Source organism: Polaribacter sp. 20A6 (assembly GCF_011378915.1).
GTDB lineage: Bacteria > Bacteroidota > Bacteroidia > Flavobacteriales > Flavobacteriaceae > Polaribacter > Polaribacter sejongensis.
In genome coordinates this window covers 241904-262999 of record NZ_WTPZ01000004.1, presented here as the reverse complement: position 1 = coordinate 262999, position 21096 = coordinate 241904, and the positions used below count along the sequence as shown (strand labels likewise).

Sequence of the window (21096 nt, the reverse complement as noted above, 5' to 3'; positions counted from 1 at the left end):
TTTTATAGAGATAAATAAAAGTTGTAAATGTTTATTTTTGATATTTTAATATTGTTTTTTACTGAAAATTAAAATCGTTTTCCAATACCAATTCCTATGGCCCAAGTACCTAAATCGTTTGCACGATAATCGTATAAAACAGTAGGAGAAACATCCCAATGATTTCCAAATTCTATTTCATATTCCAGGCCTGTTCTTACAATAAAAAGATTCTCTTGTTTTTCCAACTCAACACCTGTACCTAGTACTAAAACCCAATTTTCGTGAAATTTATAAAGTGCATCTAAAGTTAAAACTACAGGGTACTCCTTTTCAACAAAAAGTTCATGTTCTTTTTCTATTTCAAAAGTTTCAAGTTCTAAATCATTGTGTAAACCCAGTCCCCATTTTTCATTAATCCAATACTCTAAATCCAATCCAATAGTAGGTACAATAACGGTTTTATTTCCATCGGATGTAGAGGTGGGAATATATGTATGACTTAATACGGGGCTGATTCTAAAGTGTTTAAAGTGGTGCTCTTGTGCGGTAGTAATAAAACTAATAAAAGTAAATACGATTATTAAAATGGCTTTTTTCAAAATTATTTTTATTTAGGCAGCAAAAATAAGTATAAAAATAAATGCCAAATATGATATATGTTATTTTTTTAAGAAAGATTTAGAAAAATATTTAAATTACTGTAATGCCAACTTAAGTTTGTAAGTCGTATTCTTTGTTGATGAAATTTCTTAAACTGAGAGGGCGATTTTTGTAAGAAGTTGTAATTTCCACAACTTATAGACTTCATCCAATTTTCGACTTGATTCGTAGTTTTTGTAAAATAAAAAAGCAGAATATTTTTTAAAATATTCTGCTTTTTGTCGGGGTGGCAGGATTCGAACCTGCGACCTCCTCGTCCCAAACGAGGCGCGATGACCGGGCTACGCTACACCCCGAAAATTGATACATCAATTTGCGAGTGCAAATATAGAATAATATTTATATATTTAATGAAAATTTAATTTTATTTTCAAAAAAATGAAACAATCTATTTTAATATTTTTCGTCTATTTTAGTTTTATTGTATTTGGGTTTTCTCAAAGTAAAGAGTATGAGTTAATTGTGACTGATTTAACAAATCCGTGGGGTTTTACTTTTTTACCTGATAACGCTATGTTAATTACAGAAAAAGAAGGAAAGTTAATTCATTTTAAAGATGGAGTAAAAACAGAAGTAAAAGGTGTTCCAGAAATTTACCTGAGAGGTCAGGGGGGATTTTTAGATATTGAACTGCATCCTAATTATCCAAATAATAATTGGATTTACTTTACCTATGCATCATCCGAAGGAAAAAGGAGTGGAGGGAATACCTCTTTAATGAGAGCAAAATTAAAAAACAACCAATTAATAGATAAAGAGGTTTTATATAAAGCAAGTCCTAATTCTACTAGAGGACAGCATTTTGGTTCTAGAATAACTTTTGATGAGGAAAACCATGTTTATTTTAGTGTAGGAGATAGAGGTAATAGAGATGAGTATCCGCAAGATATTACAAAAGATGGCGGAAAAATATATCGGTTAAATGATGATGGTACTATCCCAAAAGACAATCCTTTTGTAAATGTTAATAATGCAAAAAAAGCAATTTATAGTTATGGACATAGAAACCCACAAGGGATGGAAGTGAATCCAGAAACAAAAGAAATTTGGTCTCACGAACATGGTCCAAAAGGAGGAGATGAAATAAATATTATTAAAATTGGTAAGAATTACGGTTGGCCAAAAGTAAGCTATGGTGTTAATTATAGTGGTACTAAGTTTACTGACAATACTTCTTTGCCGAATATGGAAAACCCTATTTATTATTGGACACCTTCTATTGCACCAAGTGGTATGGCTTTTATCAACAGTGATATATATGGTAGCTGGAAAGGTAATTTATTAGTTGGGTCTTTAAAGTTTCAGTATTTAACAAGATGTATTTTGAAAGGAGATAAAGTTTTTAAAGAAGTTAAAATGCTAAAAGATATAGGTAGAGTTCGCTCTATTGTACAAGGTTTAGATGGTTTTATATATGTTGGTGTAGAAAATTTAGGGATTATTAAGTTACTTCCAGAATAATATTTTAATTTTATAAACTTATTTTTCCATTGTTAAAACTTATAAACAATCGTGCTATAAAGGAATAAAAAAGAATATTTTTGTTATCCATAATCAAATAAATTTAAAATGTCAGATACAATAGAAAAAATAAAATGTTTAATTATTGGTTCTGGTCCTGCCGGTTATACCGCAGCAATATATGCAGCTAGAGCAGACATGAAACCTGTAATGTATACAGGAATGCAAATGGGAGGACAATTGACAACTACAACCGAAGTTGATAATTTTCCGGGATATCCAGAAGGTACAGATGGTACTGCAATGATGACAGATTTACAAAAACAAGCAGAACGTTTTGGTACAGAAGTTCGTTTTGGTTTGGTAACTAGTGTAGAATTAAGTGATAAAGAGGGCGGAATTCATAAAGTTATTGTGGACGAGTCTAAACATATTGAAGCAGAAACTATCATTATTTCTACTGGAGCTACTGCAAAATATTTAGGTATAGAGAGTGAGCAGCGTTTAATTGGTGGTGGAGTTTCGGCTTGTGCTACTTGTGATGGTTTTTTCTATAAAGGACAAGATGTAGTTGTTGTTGGTGCAGGAGATACTGCAGCAGAAGAGGCTACATATTTATCTAATATTTGTAGTAAGGTTACTATTTTAGTCCGTAAAGATTTTATGAGAGCTTCTAAAGCGATGCAGCATAGAGTTAATAAAACTAAAAATATTGAAGTTTTATACAACACAGAAATAGATGAGGTTTTAGGTTCTAATGTTGTAGAGGGGGTAAGAGCAATTAACAATCAAACAAAGGAAACTACGGATATTGCAGTTACTGGAGTTTTTATTGCAATTGGTCATAAACCTAATTCAGACTTATTTAAAGGTGTTTTAGATATGGATGAAACTGGGTATTTAATTACCAAAGGGAAATCTACAAAAACAAATTTACCAGGAGTATTTGCTGCTGGAGATATTCAAGATAAAGAATACAGACAAGCAGTAACTGCCGCAGGTACAGGTTGCATGGCAGCTTTAGATGCAGAGCGTTATTTAGGTGCTCTAGAATAGAGAAGAATTACAATACGAAATACATTTTTTTTAAAAGAGAGGCTACATTTATGTAGCCTCTCTTTTGTTTTTTACAAGGATGATATTCCTCATATATAGAATTTCCTTAATAATTTATGTTTGCATCATAATTAAAAAACGATAGAAATATGATTTATCAGAAAAGATTAAACGTAGTGATTTTAGGAATGTTTGCTATTTTTTTATGTACATCAATTAAGCTTAATGCTCAAGAGTTTTCAGTAAATACTCAAAATTCTTCATTATTAGTTTATGGGACTTCAAATATTCATGATTGGGAAATTGAAACAGAAAACCAATCTGGAGTTATCTCTTTAGAAACTGCAAATGAACTTCAAATTAAAAAACTAAATTTTACAGTTGAAGTAGAAAGTTTAAAGAGTGGAAAAAACGGAATGGATAAAAACACTTATAAAGCTTTAGATACCAAAAATTATAAAACGATTGAATTTCAACTTGTAAGTACAGAAGAAATTACAGATTTAAAAGATGGGAATTTCAAGGTAAAAACAAAGGGAGATTTAAAGATAGCAGGAGTTACTAAAAGAATTTCATTAGATTTTAATTTAAATATTAATGAAGGAACGGTAAAACTTGTTGGAGAAAAATCACTAAAAATGACGGACTACAAAGTTTCTCCTCCTACAGCATTACTAGGTACTATTAAAACAGGTGATGAGGTAACAATCAAATTCAATACAATTTTAAAATAATTCAAATTCAAATTCAATTCAATTCAATTCAATTCAATTCAAATTCAAAAGCAATGAGAAAAATTTTTCAAAAAACGTTAGTAGCAGCTTTAATTTTAGGAAGTATAGGGGTTTCAGCTCAGAGTAAGAGAGATTTAGATAATTATAGATACACAGATAAAAGAGGGGTTAATGTATTTGAGGCACCAAAAACATTAGATTCTAATTTTGATGGACTTAAAGTAAGATTAGGCGGGTCTTTTGCACTACAATACCAAGGAATAAGTCATGAAAACTCTGGAAGTGTAAGATTACAACCAATTGGAGCTAATTTTAATTTAGCAACTGCAAATTTAGACATAGATGTTGCTTTATATGATGGTGTTAGTATGCATTTACGTACTTTCTTGTCTTCTCGTCATCATCATGAAACATATGTAAAAGGTGGTTATTTACAAGTAAATAAATTAGATTTCATTAAAGAAGGTTTCATGGAAGATTTTATGAAATATACTACGATAAAAGTAGGTCATATGGAAAATAATTATGGTGATGCTCACTTTAGAAGAACAGATAACGCACAATCTTTGCACAACCCTTTTGTAGGTAATTTAATAATGGATTCTTATACAACAGAAGTAGGAGCAGAGGTTCTTGTTAGAAAGAATGGTTTTATTGGAATGGTAGGTGTTACCAATGGTAAATTAAATCAGTCTGTAGAGAAAACAGAAGAAACATTACTGGACGGAACTTATGAAGAAGGTCGTTCGGGAGGAGCTTCTTTTTTAGCTAAATTAGGATACGACAAACAAATTAATAATGATTTAAGAATAAGAATTACAGGATCTATGTACAACACAGGTTATGTACCAAATTCTTACTTATATGCTGCAGATAGAGCAGGTTCTAGATATTACGGTGTAATGATTGCTGCAGATGCTGCTTCAGATGACTTTAGATCTGGTAGATATAATCCTAATTTAAAAAATAGTATTTCTGCAATTATGTTCAACCCATTTATTAAGTATAAAGGATTAGAGTTTTTTGGAACAGTAGAAACTGCTACAGGTAAAGCAACATCAGAATTAGAAGACAGAACGGCAAATCAGCTTGCTGGAGAGCTTATTTATAGATTTGGTAAAAATGAAAACTTGTATATTGGTGGTCGTTATAATATGGTAGATGCAGAAGATATGACATATGGAGATATTGAAATTAAAAGATCTCAATTAGTTGCTGGTTGGTATATGACAAACAATATTTTAATGAAAATGGAGTATGTTAATCAAAAATATGAAGGCTTTGGAGCAACAAGTACTTTAGAACAAGGTAAATTTAATGGAGTAATTTTAGAAGCAGCAATTAGTTTTTAAGGATACTACATCGTAAATATTTGTATTAATAATTTAACAAACCTCTTATAATTTTTTAAAAAATAGGGGGTTTGTTTATTTAAAGAAGTTAGCATAAACAGAAAGAATAAAACTATGAAAAATTATATTCCTTTAATTTTAATTTCATTAATCTTATTTTCTTTTACTACAATAAATGTATTTAATAACAGTACAATTATTGAAGTAGAACCTGAAAGTGAATTAGAGATTTTAGGTTTTACGAATGTAAATAAGTTTAATTGTGATTTTAATTTTTATGAAGTTGATAAAAAAATTCCATTAACTTTTAAAAAAGTAGGTGATAAGATTTATTTTAAAAAGGCAATTTTAGAGTTGCAAAACTCTGGTTTTGATTGTGGAAATAAAGTAATGAATAAAGATTTTTCTAAGTTATTGAAATCAGATGAGTTTCCTCAAATTTTACTAAATTTAAAAGAACTTGTAGAAAAAGAAACGTTTACTGAGGCTTCTGTAGAAATGACAATTGCTGGGGTTTCTAAAATGTACAACGTTCCGGTAACTATAGAAGAGGATGATGCGTTTTTAGTTAAAGGTAATTTAGATCTAAATATAGAAGATTTTAATATTAAACCACCAAAGAAAATGTTAGGTTTAATTGTAGTTTCAGAAATGATAAATATTAATTTTAACTTAGTTTTAAATCAGAAGTAAGTTTTATCTGTATTACAAAAAAAAAGAGATTGCAAATAGCAATCTCTTTTTTTGTTTTTATAATAAAAGTCTTTAAACAGTTACAGAAGCTTTCATAGATTTTCTGTAAGTAAAAGAGTTGAAAATATTTCTTTTACCAAAGTTGTTCATTGATTTCGCATTTACAAATTTTCCAAAAAGTATTTTACTAACACCAAAGTATTCGTATTTATTACCATCTGTAAAAGTTACTTCTAATAACATACTTTTGTGATGCCAGTCTGCAACTTGAAACTCTGTAATAGTTGTTTTATAAGCATCTAAATTAGCTGCTTTAGTTTCTGGAGCTATACTTACTAAGAAATGATACCCATCTATAATTTGAGTACTCATAAGATCTGCTTCCTCCTTTTTAGCGTCATCAGTAAATTTATCTGGATGCCATTCCTTTACTAAACCTCTATAAGCTTTCTTTAAATCTTTTAAATCTATAGGACCTTCTACTTTAAAAAGTTTTTTATATTCTTTAATACGTTTCATTCGTGTGTTTTCAAATTGCGTGCAAAAGTACTGATATTAAATGGATTGTAATGCAATAAAAGTTTATTAAATTATAAAGAGCGTTTTTAAAAATTTAATTTCATTTAATTAGAACAAATTTAGCGCTCTCTAAAATAGTTTTTTTTAATTGTTAAAGTTGATAGTTAACTGATTTTTATCATTTTATTACCAGGTTTTCTTTCGCACCTTTAGAGATATCTTTAAAGTATTTTATTATGAAAACGAGCATTTCTTATTTCGAAACCAAAACCGAATTTCGTCTGTTTGTAACGAAATCATTTTCAAGTTTAGTAAAATTAAAAAAGGAAGAAAAACAAATCGATTTTAATCAGTTGGTTTTAAAAATTTTACCTGAAATTAGAAAGTATGTAAATCAAAGATTGAATACAGCGATAAAAAAAGGTCACTTTTCTAAGAAGAAATATAAAGCAGATGATATTATAGATCAACTTTTTATTACTATTTACGATACTATTGACGAAGTAGAAAGTGAAGGTGATTTCTATTTATGGTTGTATAAAAAAACGAATGATTTATTAGAAGACGTTATTGTTGAGGAAGAGTTTAATGAATTGTTTTTCAAAAACATTGATGATTATTCTAAACCAGATTGGGATGAAATGCAAGAAGAATTTAGCATAGACGGAGAGGGAGACTTATTGCTGTTAGAAGAAATAGATGATGTTACTTATACAGATAACGAATATAGCTTAGACCATGTATTTGTAGAAGATGATGAGAAGGAATTGATAGAAAAATTAGATACGCAATTAGGCGAAGATAAAGTGAATGCACATATAGAGTTAGTGTTACATAATATGCCTGCTGCGATGCGTATTGTTTTCTATTTATTTACAAATCAAAAATTAAAAATAGAGGAAATTGCAGAAATACAGAAAAAGTCAATTCCAGAAATAGAAAAACTTCTAAGTGATGCTAAAAGAGCAATACAAAGAAGTTTGTTTAATAGATATTCTGTATCTGATTAATGTTTTAAAACGGGGGTTCTTAAATCACTTTTTATATGATTGATTAAATTATCAATTTAATAAGAAGTGGTTTTTTTATGACGAATAGAATCTTTTTGAGCGTTTGTCCAATTATAGTTTCCTTCATAAATACCTTTTGTTTCCCAATCTCCATACATTGGATTTGGTAAAACAATATATTTATTACCAAAAGAAGTATACAAACTATCTGTATTTTTATTTCTCTTATCAGTAGTACTATTTTCGAATATTGATGAAAAGTCAGATAAATTATCACCCAATAGTAATACAATTTCATGTGTTTTGGTAACAACACTTCTTCTAGTTCCTTTTTCGCTACTGTTTGTTTTTAAAAGTACATGAGTTTCATCGGCAAAAGGAAAACCTTTTTGCTTTAAGTTTTCAATAGTTTCTGCTGTTTGATCTGCAGATCTATTAGAAATATAAAAAATAGTAACATTTTTACTTTTAGCATACTTAAAAAAAGAGAGTGCTCCTGGTATTGCATTCGCTTTTTTCTGTGCTACCCATTCTGCCCATCTTTCTGATGTATAGTTTTCATCTAACTCAATTTGTTTACCAGAATACGGACTGTTGTCTAAAAGAGTTTCGTCTATATCTGTAACAATAGCTATTGGCTTTTCAGAATCATTATTGGCAAGAATTTGATCTAATCTAAGTTGTGCTAAATTATAAGCTTGGTAAGTTAACGCTTTGTATTCTGCAGCATTTTGAACCCATAATAAAGATTGTATGGTATGCTCTTTAGTAGGAGTATTATTTATAGTTTGTTGTTTAATGGTAGTGATCTGAGTTTTACATCCTAAAAAGATGAATGCTGTAAAAAGAGAAAAAAATATTTTATTTTTCATTATTAATTATGTTTTATAAATACTAAAGTACTTCAAAATTAATATAATTTTAATTATTCTATGAATGTTTAGGGTATAAAAAAACCATCATTAAAAATGATGGTTTTTACAACAAACAACTAATTTTTAATCTAAAACTAAGATTAATTTTTTATTATATTCTGATAGTCAGTTGAGTTTGAACAAGAATTTGAAAACTTCGACAAACTCAATTTGACATCAAGAGTTTTTAGAAACAGTATTTATTTTCTGCTTTTACTTTTTCTGCGATTTCGTTACGTAAATCTACAATATCTGGGTAGTTTTGGTATTTAGTAAAACGTTTTAATCCCATTAACATCATACGTTGTTCATCTCCTTCGGCAAAAGAAATAATACTTTCTTTCCCTTTTTCTTCAATAATATCTACTGCATGATATAAATATAATTTAGACATTGCAATTTGAACAGACTGTGCTTCTTTGCTAGTGCGTTTTACATTTTTTTCTGTTCTTAAAATAGCAGATTCAGCCATGTATATTTCAATTAAAATATCTGAAGCAGCAAGCAATAATTGCTGATGTTCTTCTATTTCTGGACCATATTTTTGAAGTGCTGCACCTGCAACCATTAAAAATGTTTTCTTTAATTTAGAAATCATTAGTTTTTCTTCAGAAAATAATTCAGAAAAATCAGGAGTTTCAAAAGAAGGAATTCCCATTAAGCTATTTGCAACTTCTGTTGCAGGGCCTAATAAGTCAACATGACCTTTCATCGCTTTTTTAATTAACATTCCTACAGAAAGCATTCTGTTAATTTCGTTAGTTCCTTCGTAAATACGAGCAATTCTTGCATCTCTCCAGGCAGATTCCATCGGAGTTTCTTCAGAGAATCCCATTCCTCCAAAAATCTGAATTCCTTCGTCCGCACAATTTTGTACATCTTCAGAAACAGCCACTTTTAAAATAGAACATTCAATAGCATATTCTTCTACACCTTTTAATTCTGCTTCTTGATGCGTGTTTCCTGCTTCAACTCTTAATGCAATTCTGTCTTCAATATCTTTAGAAGCTCTATAAGTTGCAGATTCACCAACATAAGAATTGGTAGCCATTTCTGCTAATTTTACTTTAATTGCTCCAAAATCTGAAATAGGAGTTTTAAATTGTTTACGCTCATTTGCATATTTTACAGCATGTGTAACAATTCTTCTTTGAGAATCTAAACAAGCAGCTGCTAATTTAATTCTCCCAACATTTAAAGCGTTCATAGCAATTTTAAAACCTTCTCCACGTCCTGCTAACATGTTTTCTGCAGGAACCACAGTATCATTAAAAAATACTTGTCTTGTAGATGAAGCTCTAATTCCTAATTTATGTTCTTCTTCTCCTAATGTAATTCCATTCGGATTTTCTTTGTCAAACTCAACAATAAAACCTGTTATGTTTTTATCACCTTCTATACGAGCAAAAACGATCATTAAACGGCAAAAACCTGCGTTAGAAATCCACATTTTTTGACCGTTAATTTTGTATGATTTTCCATCAGCAGATAATTCAGCGGTAGTTTTACCAGAATTTGCATCAGATCCAGCACCTGGTTCAGTTAAACAATAAGCACCAAACCACTCACCAGTTGCTAATTTTGGAACATATTTTTTCTTTTGTTCTTCTGTACCATATAAAGTAATTGGCATGGTACCAATTCCTGTATGTGCACCAAAAGCAGTACTAAAAGAACCTGTACCAGAAGAAATATAATCACACGTTAAAACGGTAGAAACAAATCCCATTCCTAATCCTTCATAAGCTTCAGGAACTGCTACTCCTAAAAAACCTAATTCACCTGCTTTACGCATTACTTCTTCTGTAAGTGCATAATCTTTTGCTTCAAAACGTGCTTTATGAGGAATGATTTCTCTGTCGTTAAATTCAGTAACAGCCTCTTTCATCATTTGTTGCTCTTCAGAAAAATCTTCTGGAGTAAATATATCTTCACAGTTTGTTTCCTTAACAAGGAATTGTCCACCTCTTAATAAATCTGCCATATTTTTGTTTTTTTAGATTATAGAAGAAAGAAAATAGAAAAAAGACCATTATTGGAGGTTTCTTTGAAATCCCATAGTCATCCGTTGGAATTCTTCTATTTTTTCTTCAATTTTTTTAAAATTAATTTCAGTAATATACTGCCTATGTTTTGCTACTAATAGTTGAGTTCCTAATTCAAAAGAAGAGCCTAAAGAAATATCTAAAAAATGACTGAAAGATTTATTCGTTCTAGAAGAGCCTTCAGCAATATTACTTGGCATAGACACAGAACATCTACTTATTTGTGAACTTAAATCATATCTTTCATGCTTTGGAAAGTTTAATAACAAGTCAGAAATATCATTTGTAATCTCTAAACCGAGTTTCCAAATTTTTAAATTCTTGTAATTATGTCTTTGCTTAGCACACATCTATTTATCTCTTATCTTTTTTCTTTGTTCTCTTTTTTATTTTATGAAAGAAATTCAAAAACACCCGCAGCACCTTGTCCGGTACCAACACACATTGTTACCATTCCGTATTTGTTTTTCATATCGCGCTTGCGCATTTCATCAAATAATTGTACAGATAATTTTGCGCCTGTACAACCTAACGGATGTCCTAATGCAATAGCTCCACCATTTACATTTACAATTTCTTGATTTAAGTTTAGTTCTCGCATTACTGCTAAAGATTGAGAAGCAAAAGCTTCGTTTAATTCAATTAAATCAATATCGTTTTGTTGTAAACCTGCTTGTTTTAAAACTTTAGGTATTGCAGCAACAGGACCAATTCCCATAATTCTAGGTTCTACACCAGCAGCAGCATAATTTACTACTCTTGCAATTGGTTCTAGATTTAATTCTTTCACCATTTCTTCGCTCATTACCATCACAAAAGCAGCACCATCACTCATTTGAGATGAGTTACCAGCAGTAACACTTCCGCCAGCTGCAAAAACAGGACGTAATTTATTTAAAATAGCTGTTGAGGTTCCTGCTCTTGGACCTTCATCTTTATTTACGGTATATTTTTTTGTTGCTTTCTTTCCGTTTGCATCTAAATAGGTTTGTTCTACTTCAATAGGAACAATTTGATCTTGAAAACGGTTTTCTGCTTGTGCTTTTAAAGCTTTCATGTGAGAATTGAAAGCAAATTCATCTTGGTCTTCTCTAGAAACCTTAAATTGATTCGCAACTGCTTCTGCAGTATTTCCCATTCCCCAATAATAATCTGCATGACCAGATTTTATCGTATCGTAATTTAATTCTGGTTTAAAACCGGTCATTGGCACAGAACTCATGCTTTCTGCTCCACCAGCAATAATACAATCTGCCATTCCCGCGCTAATTTTAGCGGCAGCCATTGCAATTGTTTCTAGTCCTGATGAACAAAAACGGTTTACAGTAACACCAGGAACATCCACAGAATTTAATCCTATTAAAGAAATAAATCGTGCCATGTTTAATCCTTGTGCTCCTTCTGGCATTGCATTACCAACCATAACATCATCGATGCGCTTTACATCTAAATTTGGTAATTCTTTCATCATGTGCTGAATGGTTTCTGCACCTAATTCGTCTGCTCGTTTAAAGCGAAAAACACCTTTTGGAGCTTTTGCAACTGCTGTTCTATATGCTTTTACTATATATGCTGTTTTCATTTTTTCTTGATTTTTAGATTATTGGATTTTCAGATATTTAGATTTCTAACAATCGAGAAATCTAACGCTCTAATAATCTAATTTCTTAATGGTTTTCCAGTTTTTAACATCGCTTGAATTCTCTCTAGCGTTTTTCTTTCCGTACAAAGTGATAAAAACGCTTCTCTCTCTAAATCTAATAGATACTGTTCTGTAACCAATGTTGGTTCAGATAAATCTCCTCCTGCCATAACATAGGCAAGTTTATTGGCTATTTTCATGTCATGTTCAGAGATATATTTAGAATGTTCCATAGAATCTGTTCCTACTAAAAACATACCTAAAGCTTGTTTTCCTAAAACCTTAACGTCATTTCGCTTTACAGGTTGTGTATAACCACTTTCTGCCATTAATTTAGCGTGTGCTTTTGCAGTTGCTATTTGTCTATCTTTATTTACAACAATAACATCTTTTCCTTTTTGAAGTAAGCCTAAATCGAATGCTTCATACGCAGAGGTAGATACTTTTGCCATACCGATGGTTAAGAAGTTTTCTTGTAAAATGTTTAACTCAACATCTCCTTTTTGAAAAGAATCTGATGCTCTTAAAGCCATTTCTTTAGAACCACCACCACCAGGAATTACGCCAACTCCAAATTCTACTAATCCCATATAGGTTTCAGCAGCAGCAACTACTTTATCTGCATGTAAAGAAATTTCACAACCACCACCTAAAGCCATTCCGTGTGGAGCAGAAATAGTTGGTATAGATGAATATCGCATGCGCATCATCGTATCTTGAAAATATTTAATGGCATAATTTAATTCATCATATTCTTGCTCTACAGCCATCATAAAAATCATACCAATATTTGCCCCAACCGAAAAGTTTGCTGCTTGGTTACCAACAACCAAACCTTGAAAATCTTTTTCTGCTAAATCTATTCCTTTATTAATACCAGCTAAAACATCACCACCAATCGTGTTCATTTTAGATTGGAATTCTATATTTAAAATTCCGTCTCCAATATCTTCTATAACAACACCAGAATTTTTAAACACTTCGTTTGATTTTCTAATGTTATCTAAAATAATAAAACCATCTTGACCTGGTTTTTTAGTTTGAGATTTAGAAGGAATGTCATAAAAATAAGTAGCTCCTTCTTTAACTGAATAGAAAGATTTAGAACCAGAGGCTAACATTTCTGTTACCCAAGTTGCAGGTTCTTTACCTTCGGCTTTCATTAATTCGATTCCTTTTTCTACACCAACGGCATCCCAAATTTCGAAAGGACCATTTTCCCAACCAAAACCAGCTTTCATTGCATCGTCAATCTTATATAGCTCCTCAGAAATTTCTGGAATTCTATTTTGAACATACGCAAACATGGCTGCAAAGTTCTTTCTGTAGAATTCTCCAGCTTTATCTTTTCCTCCAACCAACACTTTAAAACGGTCAATTGGCTTATCAATCGTTTTCGTAAGTTCTAAAGTTGCAAATTTTGCTCTTTTAGAAGAACGATATTCTAAAGTATCTAAGTCTAAAGTTAAAATTTCTTTTTTACCCTCAGCATTTACTGTTTTTTTATAGAAACCTTGTCCAGTTTTACTTCCTAACCATTTATTATCCATCATTTTATTGATGAATTCTGGAAGTTTAAATAAATCGTGAGCTTCATCATCAGGGCAGTTTTCATAGATTCCGTTTGCAACGTGTACAAGCGTATCTAAACCAACAACATCCACAGTTCTAAAAGTAGCAGATTTTGGTCTACCAATAACCGGTCCTGTTAATTTATCTACCTCTTCAACTGTTAAACCTAATTCTTTTACTTGATGGAATAAAGATTGAATTCCGAAAATTCCAATTCTATTTCCAATAAAAGCAGGAGTATCTTTTGCTAAAACAGAAGTTTTACCTAAAAATTTTTCTCCGTACATCATTAAGAAGTCAGTAACCTCTTGTTTACAATCTGGTCCAGGAACAACCTCAAAAAGTTTTAAATATCTTGGAGGATTAAAAAAGTGAGTAACCGCAAAATGTTTCTGAAAATCTTCACTTCTTCCTTCATTCATAAATTGAATAGGAATACCAGAAGTATTAGAAGAAATAATAGTACCTGGAGTTCTGTATTTCTCTAGTTTATCAAAAACTATTTTTTTAATGTCTAGTCTTTCAACAACAACCTCCATAATCCAATCTACATCAGCAACTTTTGCAATATCATCATCTAAATTACCAGTGGTAATTCTACTTGCAAATTTTTGATTATAAATTGGAGATGGTTTAGATTTAAGGGAAGCTGTGAGTGCGTCATTTACTAAACGATTTCTTACAACTTTGTCTTCGAGGGTTAGTCCTTTAGCCTTTTCTTTGTCGTTTAATTCTCTTGGCACAATGTCCAATATAAGAACTTCAACTCCAATGTTTGCAAAATGACAAGCAATTCCGCTTCCCATAATTCCAGAGCCAATGATTGCTACTTTTTTAATTCTTCTAGTCATTTGTTTTTAAAATTTTTTGACGTTTGATTTAAAAGAAATAAGATGTAAGACTTTTGTTTTTAGTCCAATTATCTCAGGTCATTCAGTCTTTGGTCAATTTTGTTATACTGCTTTATTTTTGTTGGCATTTTCGTAAATATCTTTGTCTGCAATTAGTTTGTTAATGGTAGATGTTACTTTAAAAAATCCTGCTAAATCTTCTTTAGAAACATTTTCCATTACGGTTTCATTAAACTGTATTACATACGCTTTAGATATTTTACGCATTTCTTTGCCATACTCAGTTAATTTGATGATGACACTTCTACCGTCATCTGGGTTTTTCTCTCTAGAAATAGCCCCTTTATCTTCCATCGTTTTTAATATTCTAGAAAGACTTGTAGGTTCCATTCCCATTAAAGGGCCTAAAGCTGTAGATGGTGTACCGTTTAGCTTGTCTATATTTAATAAAACAAATGCGGTAGCCATTGTACTATCATGTTTTACGGCCTGCTCGTTATACACTTTAGCGACTGCTTGCCAAGTTGCTCTGAGCTCATGATCTATTGATTTTAATTTATTCATTATGTCAAATATATAAAAATTTATTATGCATGCATAGTAAATTTGTAAAAAGTTATGCGTGCATAGTAAATTTTAACAAATAATTTAGCGTTTTTAAGACCACTTAGTTGTGTTTCTTAAGCTACATTTTTATAATTATTATCTAAAAGGAGACCTTTTGTTTTAATTAATTGAAGTCTTTTTAAATTATATTGTAACGTTTTATCAAGTTTTTATACTAATCTTTTTAAAATATGTAAGTTTGTGATTACTGAGAACTTTCAGAAAAAAATTATTAAGAGGCAATGAAAAATTTATTAGAAGTTAATAATGTTGTAAAAAAATATGGTGATTTTAGAGCATTAAATGATGTTTCATTACATATACCTAAAGGATGTGTTTTTGGATTATTAGGTCCTAATGGAGCGGGAAAAACATCTTTAATTAGAATTATAAATCAAATAACAATGCCGGATAGCGGATCTATTATTTTAGATGGAGAAGTATTGGCACCACATCATACAGCACAAATTGGCTATTTACCAGAAGAACGTGGTTTGTATAAATCTATGAAAGTAGGAGAACAAGCCTTGTATTTAGCACAATTAAAAGGATTGAGTAAAGCTGAAGCAAAAAAACGTTTAAAATATTGGTTTGATAAATTTGATATTTCTGCTTGGTGGAATAAGAAAATTGAAGAACTTTCAAAAGGAATGGCGCAAAAAGTACAGTTTATTGTTACGGTAATGCACAATCCTAAATTATTAATTTTTGATGAACCTTTTTCTGGTTTCGATCCTATTAATGCACAATTAATAGCGAAAGAAATTTTACAGCTTCGTGATGAAGGCGCAACAATTATATTTTCTACCCACAGAATGGAATCTGTAGAAGAAATGTGCGATGAAATTGCTTTGATTGATAAATCGAACAAAATTTTGGATGGTAAGTTAGATGATATCAAGCGTCAGTTTAGAACGCATACGTTTCAAGTAGGCCTGCATACGGATCATCCTAAAGAAGTGGAAGCAAAATTAAAAGAGAGTTTTGAGGTTTTTCCATCAAACTTTAAATTATTGAATGATAGTTTAACTATGAATATAAAATTAACAGAAGGAAATTCTGCAAACGATTTGTTATCATTTTTAACAAGTAAAGGAGAAGTACAGCATTTTGTAGAATTGATACCAAGTGCAAATGATATTTTTATTCAGGCAATAAATAAAAACAGTTAAGAAAATGAGCAAGTTAAAATTAATAATAGAACGCGAGTTCATAGCAAAGGTTCGTAATAAATCATTTATAATGATGACTTTTTTAAGTCCGTTATTGATGATTGGTATGGGAGCTTTGGTTTATTTTCTGATGCAAAAAAATGATGAGAAAGTTAAAGAAATCGTTTATGTAGATAATTCTGGAATGTTCTCTAAAGAAGATTTTAAAGATTCTAAAACCATTCATTATACAGATTATACGGCTTTAGGAATTGAAGAAACAAAGAAAAAAGTAGAAGAAGGCAATTATTACGGAGCACTAATTATTCCGAAACAAGATAGTTTAGAGTTGTTAGCCAAATCTATAGAGTTTTATTCTACAGATTCCCCAGGAATGTCTGTTATGAGTTCTATGGAAAATAAAATTGAAACTAAAATTAGGCATCTAAAACTGAATAATTTTGGTATTGATATAGAGAAAATAGAAGCTTCTAAAATTAATACAGATATCAAAATGTATAATTTTTCAGGTGAAGAATCATCCAAATTAATAAACGGGTTAAAAATAGGAGTTGGAGCTATTGCTGGTTACTTATTAATGATGTTTGTAATGATTTATGGTACTTCTGTAATGAGAAGTGTTATTGAGGAAAAAACAAGTAGAATTATAGAAATTATTGTTTCGTCTGTTAAACCATTCCAACTAATGTTGGGTAAAATTTTAGGAAATGCATCGGCAGGTTTGTTACAGTTTTTAATTTGGGGAATTATACTAACAGTTATTTTGTTTGTTGCTCAGTCCGTTTTTGGAGTAGATATGGTAGAAGTACAATCTGCAAGAATACCTGCGGAACAAATGGATGCTGTACAACAAGCAACAGCAGGAGATAAAGGTCAGATGATTGTACAAGAAATTTTGAAATTACCAATTTTAAAAATGTTTGTATTATTTATTTTTTACTTCCTAGGTGGTTTTATGTTGTATAGTTCTTTATTTGCTGCAGTTGGTGCCGCGGTAGATAATGAAACGGATACACAGCAATTTATGATGCCAATAATGTTACCTCTTATTTTAGGAGTTTATGTTGGGTTCGCAACCGTTATAAATGATCCTCATGGATCTATTGCGGTGTTGTTTTCTCACATTCCGTTTACAAGCCCTATTGTAATGTTAATGAGAGTTCCTTTTGGAGTTTCTTGGTATGAATTGGTTATTTCTATGGCATTATTAATGGTTACTTTTGTATTTATGGTTTGGTTAGCGGCTAAAATTTATAGAGTAGGTATTTTAATGTATGGTAAAAAGCCTACTTATAAAGATTTATATAAATGGTTAAAATATAAAGGGTAATACTAATTTTAATGAGAGAAATTCTAGATTTATTAAACAAAAACTACGAAATTACCAATGCTTTTAGTTTAAGCATTATGGATGTTATTGTTTTGACAATTACTTTAGCAATAGCATACACGGTGCTTAAATTGTTTAAGAAATTTGTTAATAGAAAATTACAGCCAGAGAATGAATTAAAAGTAAGAAGTATTTTTTCTTATTTAAGTTGGATCATCTATGTAGTTATTTTTTTAGTAACTATGAATAAAATGGGGGTAAACTTAACGGCTCTTTTTGCTGCATCTGCAGCACTTTTAATAGGTGTTGGTTTGGCCTTGCAAACGTTGTTTCAAGATATTATTTCTGGGGTATTTATAATGATAGATAAATCTGTTCGTGCTGGAGATATTATAGAACTAGAAGGAAAGGTTGGTAGAGTAGAGGAGATAAAGTTAAGAACCACAAGAGCAGTAACGTTAAATAATAAAGTGTTGATAATTCCTAATCATTTATATTTAACCAACAGTTTGTATAATTGGACGCAAAACGGAAATACAACAAGAGAATCTGTAAAAGTTGGTGTTGCTTATGGTAGCGATGTACAGTTGGTAAAAGAGTTGCTGATTAAAGCTGCTAAATCTCACCCAAGTGTTTTAGTTAGTCCACCAGTTTCTGTTCTTTTTGAAGATTTTGGAGATAGCTCTTTAAATTTTAAAGTAGTATTTACACTTGCAGATAGTTTTAAAGCACAATTTCCACAAAGTGATATTCGTTTTGAAATTGATAGATTATTCAGAGAACATAAAATTTCAATTCCATTTCCTCAGAGAGATCTACATATTTATTCTAATGCGCAAGAATTGGTTAAATAAGAATTAAAATGAAGAGGTATATAATTGTTTTAGTATTATTTGTTAGTTTATCAACAAATGCACAGTTAACAGATTTAGCAAGAGTAGAATATTCTTTCATTCCTAAAAAAAAATCTGATGATCAATATACTAGAATTAGAGCGCTTTTTAATTATCCTATAAAAATAAAAGAAGATAGTTATTTAATAATTGGTTCAGAATTTAATAGGATATTTTTAAACTTAAAAGATGAATATCCTTTTGATACATCGCTATTAGAGAATATTAATGTTATTGATTTAAATTTAGCATACACTCATAAAATGAGCGATCATTGGAGAGTTGCTTATAGTTTTACACCTAGATTAGCAGCAACCTTAACAAAAAAAATAACGAGCGAAGATTTTTTTATGAACGGAGGTCTTTTTTTTATAAAAGATAGAACAAAAGATAAAAGTGTAATAAAACCATATCGTTTAACTTTGGGTTTAACATATAATACAACTGCAGGTATTCCTTTTCCGTTACCTTTAGTAAATTATTTTAGGCAAGTAAACGAGAAATGGTCTTATACAGTTGGTGTGCCTAAAATGAATTTAAAATATAAAATAAACCCAGTAAACAGTTTACAATCCTTTGTTGGTTTAGATGGTTATTTTGCACATTTAAAGACGCCAATAATTATGGGTAATAAAGAAGCAGACAATATCTCTTTATCTGTATTGGTTGCAGGTTTGGGCTATGACTATCAACTTACAAAGCACTTAGTTTTGTTTGCATATAGTGGTTACACTGTTAGGTTGAGTAATGTTTTAAGAGATAAAGACAGAAAGCATGTATATACTTTAGATAAAGTAAATGCGTTTTATTTAAGAACAGGTATTAAATTTAAAATATAATGTCAAAGATTTTAATTATAGAAGATGAAGCCGCAATTAGAAGGGTTCTAACAAAAATTATTTCTGAAGAAAATGAATCCTATCATGTAGAAGAAGCAGAAGACGGTTTGTTAGGGATAGAAATGATTATGAATAACGATTACGATTTGGTTTTATGTGATATTAAAATGCCGAAAATGGATGGTGTTGAGGTGTTAGAAAAAGCTAAGAAAATAAAACCAGAAATTCCGATTGTTATGATCTCAGGCCACGGAGATTTAGACACTGCAGTAAATACAATGCGCTTAGGTGCTTTTGACTATATTTCTAAACCACCAGATTTAAATAGACTTTTAAATACGGTTAGAAATGCTTTGGATAAAAAAGTTTTGACTGTAGAAAATAAAAGACTGAAGAAAAAAGTAAGTAAAAACTACGAAATGATTGGTGAAAGTGCTGCAATTTCTCAAATAAAAGAGATGATTGAAAAGGTTGCACCAACCGATGCAAGAGTTTTAGTAACCGGACCAAACGGAACAGGAAAAGAGTTGGTTGCACATTGGTTACACGAAAAATCAGATAGATCTAAAGGTTCTTTAATTGAGGTAAACTGTGCTGCAATTCCATCAGAATTAATAGAAAGCGAATTATTTGGTCATGTTAAAGGTTCTTTTACCGGTGCAAATAAAGATAGAGCAGGTAAGTTTGAAGCAGCAAACGGAGGTACTATTTTCTTAGATGAAATAGGAGACATGAGCTTGTCTGCACAAGCAAAAGTTTTGCGTGCTTTACAAGAAAATAAAATTCAGCGTGTTGGTTCGGATAGAGATATCAAAGTTAATGTTAGAATTGTTGCAGCAACTAATAAAAACCTTAAAGTAGAAATAGAAGAAGGTAGGTTTAGAGAAGATTTATACCACAGATTAGCGGTTATTTTAATTCAAGTTCCGTCTTTAAATGATCGAAGAGAAGACATTCCGTTATTGGTAGATTTCTTTACGGGTAAAATATCTGTTGAACAAGGAACGCCTAAAAAATCATTTTCCTCTGATGCAATAAAATTGTTACAAGAATATGATTGGACGGGAAATATCCGTGAATTAAGAAATGTAGTAGAACGTTTAATTATTTTAGGAGAAAAAGAAGTCTCTGCAAACGATATTAAAATGTTTGCAAGTAAGTAGCTTCTTGAGTTTCTAGTAAGCTAATAATTTCTGTAAAATCTTTAGTTTTTGCAGAATCTAAGGCAGATTTGTTTTCTTTATCTTTAAGGGATAAATCTGCATTTTGTTCTAATAAAAATGCCACCATCTTAGGTTGATTATACATAGTTGCAAAAATTAAAGGAGTGTAACCAAGATTGTTTTGCGCATTGATATTTGCGTTATTCTTTAAAAGAAGTTTTGCAATATCTACATTGCCTTTAAAAGCAACACCTAATAAAGCGGTGTTTCCTTTAGCATCTTTATGATTTACATTTGCATTGTGTTTTATTAAAGTTTCTGCAATTTCTATTTTATCAAAATAAGTAGCAAAAACTAAAGGTGTAAAACCTCTTTTATCTTGTGCGTTTGCTAGTTTTGGAAACCTTTTTAATAGTGTTTCTATAACATTTATATTTACAGATTGAATTGCATCAAAAAAAGTATTTAAAATATTCATAAGTACTGTGTTTATTAAAAGAAGCTGTTCAAAAAGTATTAAATCTTGTCATACTGAACTTGTTTCAGTATCTCAACTTACTGAAATTCAATCTTCATAAGAATCTGAAATAAATTCAGATTGA

At 30.5% G+C, this 21096-nt stretch carries 20 protein-coding genes and 1 tRNA gene; 11 read left to right on the top strand and 10 right to left on the bottom strand.

All coding sequences use genetic code 11. The features are described from left to right. Positions 1-68: 68 nt before the first annotated feature. Both GQS57_RS11205 and GQS57_RS11200 read right to left on the bottom strand, forming a co-directional pair. The gene (locus tag GQS57_RS11205) at positions 69-581 is read right to left on the bottom strand and encodes a hypothetical protein (RefSeq protein ID WP_165732942.1); all 513 of its coding nucleotides are present in this window, start codon (positions 579-581) and stop codon (positions 69-71) included. A 282-nt stretch (positions 582-863) separates the two neighbouring features. Next, positions 864-938 (bottom strand) — tRNA-Pro (locus tag GQS57_RS11200). Between the two features lie 82 nt (positions 939-1020). On the opposite strand from GQS57_RS11200, the gene GQS57_RS11195 reads away from it, so the two are divergent. From GQS57_RS11195 to GQS57_RS11175, 5 genes are all read left to right on the top strand, one after another. Beyond that, the gene (locus tag GQS57_RS11195; RefSeq protein WP_165732941.1) at positions 1021-2103 is read left to right on the top strand and encodes a PQQ-dependent sugar dehydrogenase; all 1083 of its coding nucleotides are present in this window, start codon (positions 1021-1023) and stop codon (positions 2101-2103) included. A gap of 108 nt (positions 2104-2211) precedes the next feature. Beyond that, positions 2212-3159, top strand: coding sequence for a thioredoxin-disulfide reductase (gene trxB / locus GQS57_RS11190; RefSeq protein WP_165732940.1), 948 nt, complete (start codon positions 2212-2214; stop codon positions 3157-3159). A gap of 149 nt (positions 3160-3308) precedes the next feature. After that, a complete protein-coding gene (locus GQS57_RS11185) occupies positions 3309-3893 on the top strand; it encodes a YceI family protein (RefSeq protein WP_240915466.1) in 585 nt (194 codons plus the stop codon). A 53-nt stretch (positions 3894-3946) separates the two neighbouring features. Continuing rightward, positions 3947-5245 (top strand): hypothetical protein, encoded by a 1299-nt coding sequence (locus GQS57_RS11180; protein WP_165732939.1) that lies wholly within the window; start codon positions 3947-3949, stop codon positions 5243-5245. 114 nt (positions 5246-5359) lie between these two features. Continuing rightward, entirely contained in the window at positions 5360-5938 is a 579-nt protein-coding gene (locus tag GQS57_RS11175) for a YceI family protein (RefSeq protein WP_165732938.1), read from the top strand. Between the two features lie 72 nt (positions 5939-6010). Here the strand turns inward: GQS57_RS11175 and GQS57_RS11170 are convergent, their stop codons facing one another. Then, on the bottom strand, positions 6011-6457 hold the full coding sequence (locus tag GQS57_RS11170) for a KTSC domain-containing protein (RefSeq protein ID WP_165732937.1): 447 nt from the start codon (positions 6455-6457) through the stop codon (positions 6011-6013). Positions 6458-6693: 236 nt separating this feature from the next. On the opposite strand from GQS57_RS11170, the gene GQS57_RS11165 reads away from it, so the two are divergent. Continuing rightward, positions 6694-7467, top strand: coding sequence for an RNA polymerase sigma factor (locus GQS57_RS11165; protein ID WP_165732936.1), 774 nt, complete (start codon positions 6694-6696; stop codon positions 7465-7467). 56 nt (positions 7468-7523) lie between these two features. On the opposite strand, the gene GQS57_RS11160 is transcribed toward GQS57_RS11165, so the two are convergent. The 6 genes from GQS57_RS11160 to GQS57_RS11135 form a co-directional block, all read right to left on the bottom strand. Next, positions 7524-8339 (bottom strand): 5'-nucleotidase, lipoprotein e(P4) family, encoded by an 816-nt coding sequence (locus GQS57_RS11160; protein WP_165732935.1) that lies wholly within the window; start codon positions 8337-8339, stop codon positions 7524-7526. A gap of 229 nt (positions 8340-8568) precedes the next feature. Further along, positions 8569-10365, bottom strand: coding sequence for an acyl-CoA dehydrogenase family protein (locus tag GQS57_RS11155; protein WP_165732934.1), 1797 nt, complete (start codon positions 10363-10365; stop codon positions 8569-8571). A 48-nt stretch (positions 10366-10413) separates the two neighbouring features. After that, entirely contained in the window at positions 10414-10776 is a 363-nt protein-coding gene (locus GQS57_RS11150) for a four helix bundle protein (RefSeq protein WP_165732933.1), read from the bottom strand. Between the two features lie 41 nt (positions 10777-10817). Further along, positions 10818-12008: an acetyl-CoA C-acyltransferase gene (locus tag GQS57_RS11145; protein ID WP_165732932.1), complete on the bottom strand. Its 1191-nt coding sequence runs from the start codon at positions 12006-12008 to the stop codon at positions 10818-10820. A gap of 77 nt (positions 12009-12085) precedes the next feature. Further along, positions 12086-14491 (bottom strand): 3-hydroxyacyl-CoA dehydrogenase/enoyl-CoA hydratase family protein, encoded by a 2406-nt coding sequence (locus tag GQS57_RS11140; protein ID WP_165732931.1) that lies wholly within the window; start codon positions 14489-14491, stop codon positions 12086-12088. A 102-nt stretch (positions 14492-14593) separates the two neighbouring features. Further along, positions 14594-15055: a MarR family winged helix-turn-helix transcriptional regulator gene (locus tag GQS57_RS11135; RefSeq protein WP_165732930.1), complete on the bottom strand. Its 462-nt coding sequence runs from the start codon at positions 15053-15055 to the stop codon at positions 14594-14596. A 284-nt stretch (positions 15056-15339) separates the two neighbouring features. On the opposite strand from GQS57_RS11135, the gene GQS57_RS11130 reads away from it, so the two are divergent. The 5 genes from GQS57_RS11130 to GQS57_RS11110 are packed head-to-tail and all read left to right on the top strand — an operon-like array spanning position 15340 to position 20494. Then, on the top strand, positions 15340-16269 hold the full coding sequence (locus GQS57_RS11130; protein ID WP_165732929.1) for an ABC transporter ATP-binding protein: 930 nt from the start codon (positions 15340-15342) through the stop codon (positions 16267-16269). 4 nt (positions 16270-16273) lie between these two features. Beyond that, positions 16274-17599: an ABC transporter permease gene (locus GQS57_RS11125; RefSeq protein WP_165732928.1), complete on the top strand. Its 1326-nt coding sequence runs from the start codon at positions 16274-16276 to the stop codon at positions 17597-17599. An 11-nt stretch (positions 17600-17610) separates the two neighbouring features. Next, a complete protein-coding gene (locus GQS57_RS11120) occupies positions 17611-18453 on the top strand; it encodes a mechanosensitive ion channel family protein (protein ID WP_165732927.1) in 843 nt (280 codons plus the stop codon). Positions 18454-18461: 8 nt separating this feature from the next. Continuing rightward, positions 18462-19331, top strand: coding sequence for a DUF6268 family outer membrane beta-barrel protein (locus tag GQS57_RS11115; protein ID WP_165732926.1), 870 nt, complete (start codon positions 18462-18464; stop codon positions 19329-19331). Next, positions 19331-20494: a sigma-54 dependent transcriptional regulator gene (locus tag GQS57_RS11110; RefSeq protein WP_165732925.1), complete on the top strand. Its 1164-nt coding sequence runs from the start codon at positions 19331-19333 to the stop codon at positions 20492-20494. Before GQS57_RS11115 ends, GQS57_RS11110 begins: the two co-directional genes overlap by 1 nt. On the opposite strand, the gene GQS57_RS11105 is transcribed toward GQS57_RS11110, so the two are convergent. Next, on the bottom strand, positions 20472-20972 hold the full coding sequence (locus tag GQS57_RS11105; protein ID WP_165732924.1) for an ankyrin repeat domain-containing protein: 501 nt from the start codon (positions 20970-20972) through the stop codon (positions 20472-20474). The two genes, GQS57_RS11110 and GQS57_RS11105, sit on opposite strands and share 23 nt — an antisense overlap. Positions 20973-21096 lie beyond the last annotated feature (124 nt).

Coding starts and splice junctions, on each gene's coding strand:
- GQS57_RS11120 (WP_165732927.1), top strand. CDS start 17,611: ATGAGAGAAATTCTAGATTTATTAAACAAAAACTACGAAATTACCAAT.
- GQS57_RS11105 (WP_165732924.1), bottom strand. CDS start 20,972: ATGAATATTTTAAATACTTTTTTTGATGCAATTCAATCTGTAAATATA.
- GQS57_RS11130 (WP_165732929.1), top strand. CDS start 15,340: ATGAAAAATTTATTAGAAGTTAATAATGTTGTAAAAAAATATGGTGAT.
- GQS57_RS11145 (WP_165732932.1), bottom strand. CDS start 12,008: ATGAAAACAGCATATATAGTAAAAGCATATAGAACAGCAGTTGCAAAA.
- GQS57_RS11110 (WP_165732925.1), top strand. CDS start 19,331: ATGTCAAAGATTTTAATTATAGAAGATGAAGCCGCAATTAGAAGGGTT.
- GQS57_RS11165 (WP_165732936.1), top strand. CDS start 6,694: ATGAAAACGAGCATTTCTTATTTCGAAACCAAAACCGAATTTCGTCTG.
- GQS57_RS11140 (WP_165732931.1), bottom strand. CDS start 14,491: ATGACTAGAAGAATTAAAAAAGTAGCAATCATTGGCTCTGGAATTATG.
- GQS57_RS11170 (WP_165732937.1), bottom strand. CDS start 6,457: ATGAAACGTATTAAAGAATATAAAAAACTTTTTAAAGTAGAAGGTCCT.
- GQS57_RS11195 (WP_165732941.1), top strand. CDS start 1,021: ATGAAACAATCTATTTTAATATTTTTCGTCTATTTTAGTTTTATTGTA.
- GQS57_RS11185 (WP_240915466.1), top strand. CDS start 3,309: ATGATTTATCAGAAAAGATTAAACGTAGTGATTTTAGGAATGTTTGCT.
- GQS57_RS11150 (WP_165732933.1), bottom strand. CDS start 10,776: ATGTGTGCTAAGCAAAGACATAATTACAAGAATTTAAAAATTTGGAAA.
- GQS57_RS11125 (WP_165732928.1), top strand. CDS start 16,274: ATGAGCAAGTTAAAATTAATAATAGAACGCGAGTTCATAGCAAAGGTT.
- GQS57_RS11135 (WP_165732930.1), bottom strand. CDS start 15,055: ATGAATAAATTAAAATCAATAGATCATGAGCTCAGAGCAACTTGGCAA.
- GQS57_RS11115 (WP_165732926.1), top strand. CDS start 18,462: ATGAAGAGGTATATAATTGTTTTAGTATTATTTGTTAGTTTATCAACA.
- GQS57_RS11180 (WP_165732939.1), top strand. CDS start 3,947: ATGAGAAAAATTTTTCAAAAAACGTTAGTAGCAGCTTTAATTTTAGGA.
- trxB (WP_165732940.1), top strand. CDS start 2,212: ATGTCAGATACAATAGAAAAAATAAAATGTTTAATTATTGGTTCTGGT.
- GQS57_RS11175 (WP_165732938.1), top strand. CDS start 5,360: ATGAAAAATTATATTCCTTTAATTTTAATTTCATTAATCTTATTTTCT.
- GQS57_RS11160 (WP_165732935.1), bottom strand. CDS start 8,339: ATGAAAAATAAAATATTTTTTTCTCTTTTTACAGCATTCATCTTTTTA.
- GQS57_RS11155 (WP_165732934.1), bottom strand. CDS start 10,365: ATGGCAGATTTATTAAGAGGTGGACAATTCCTTGTTAAGGAAACAAAC.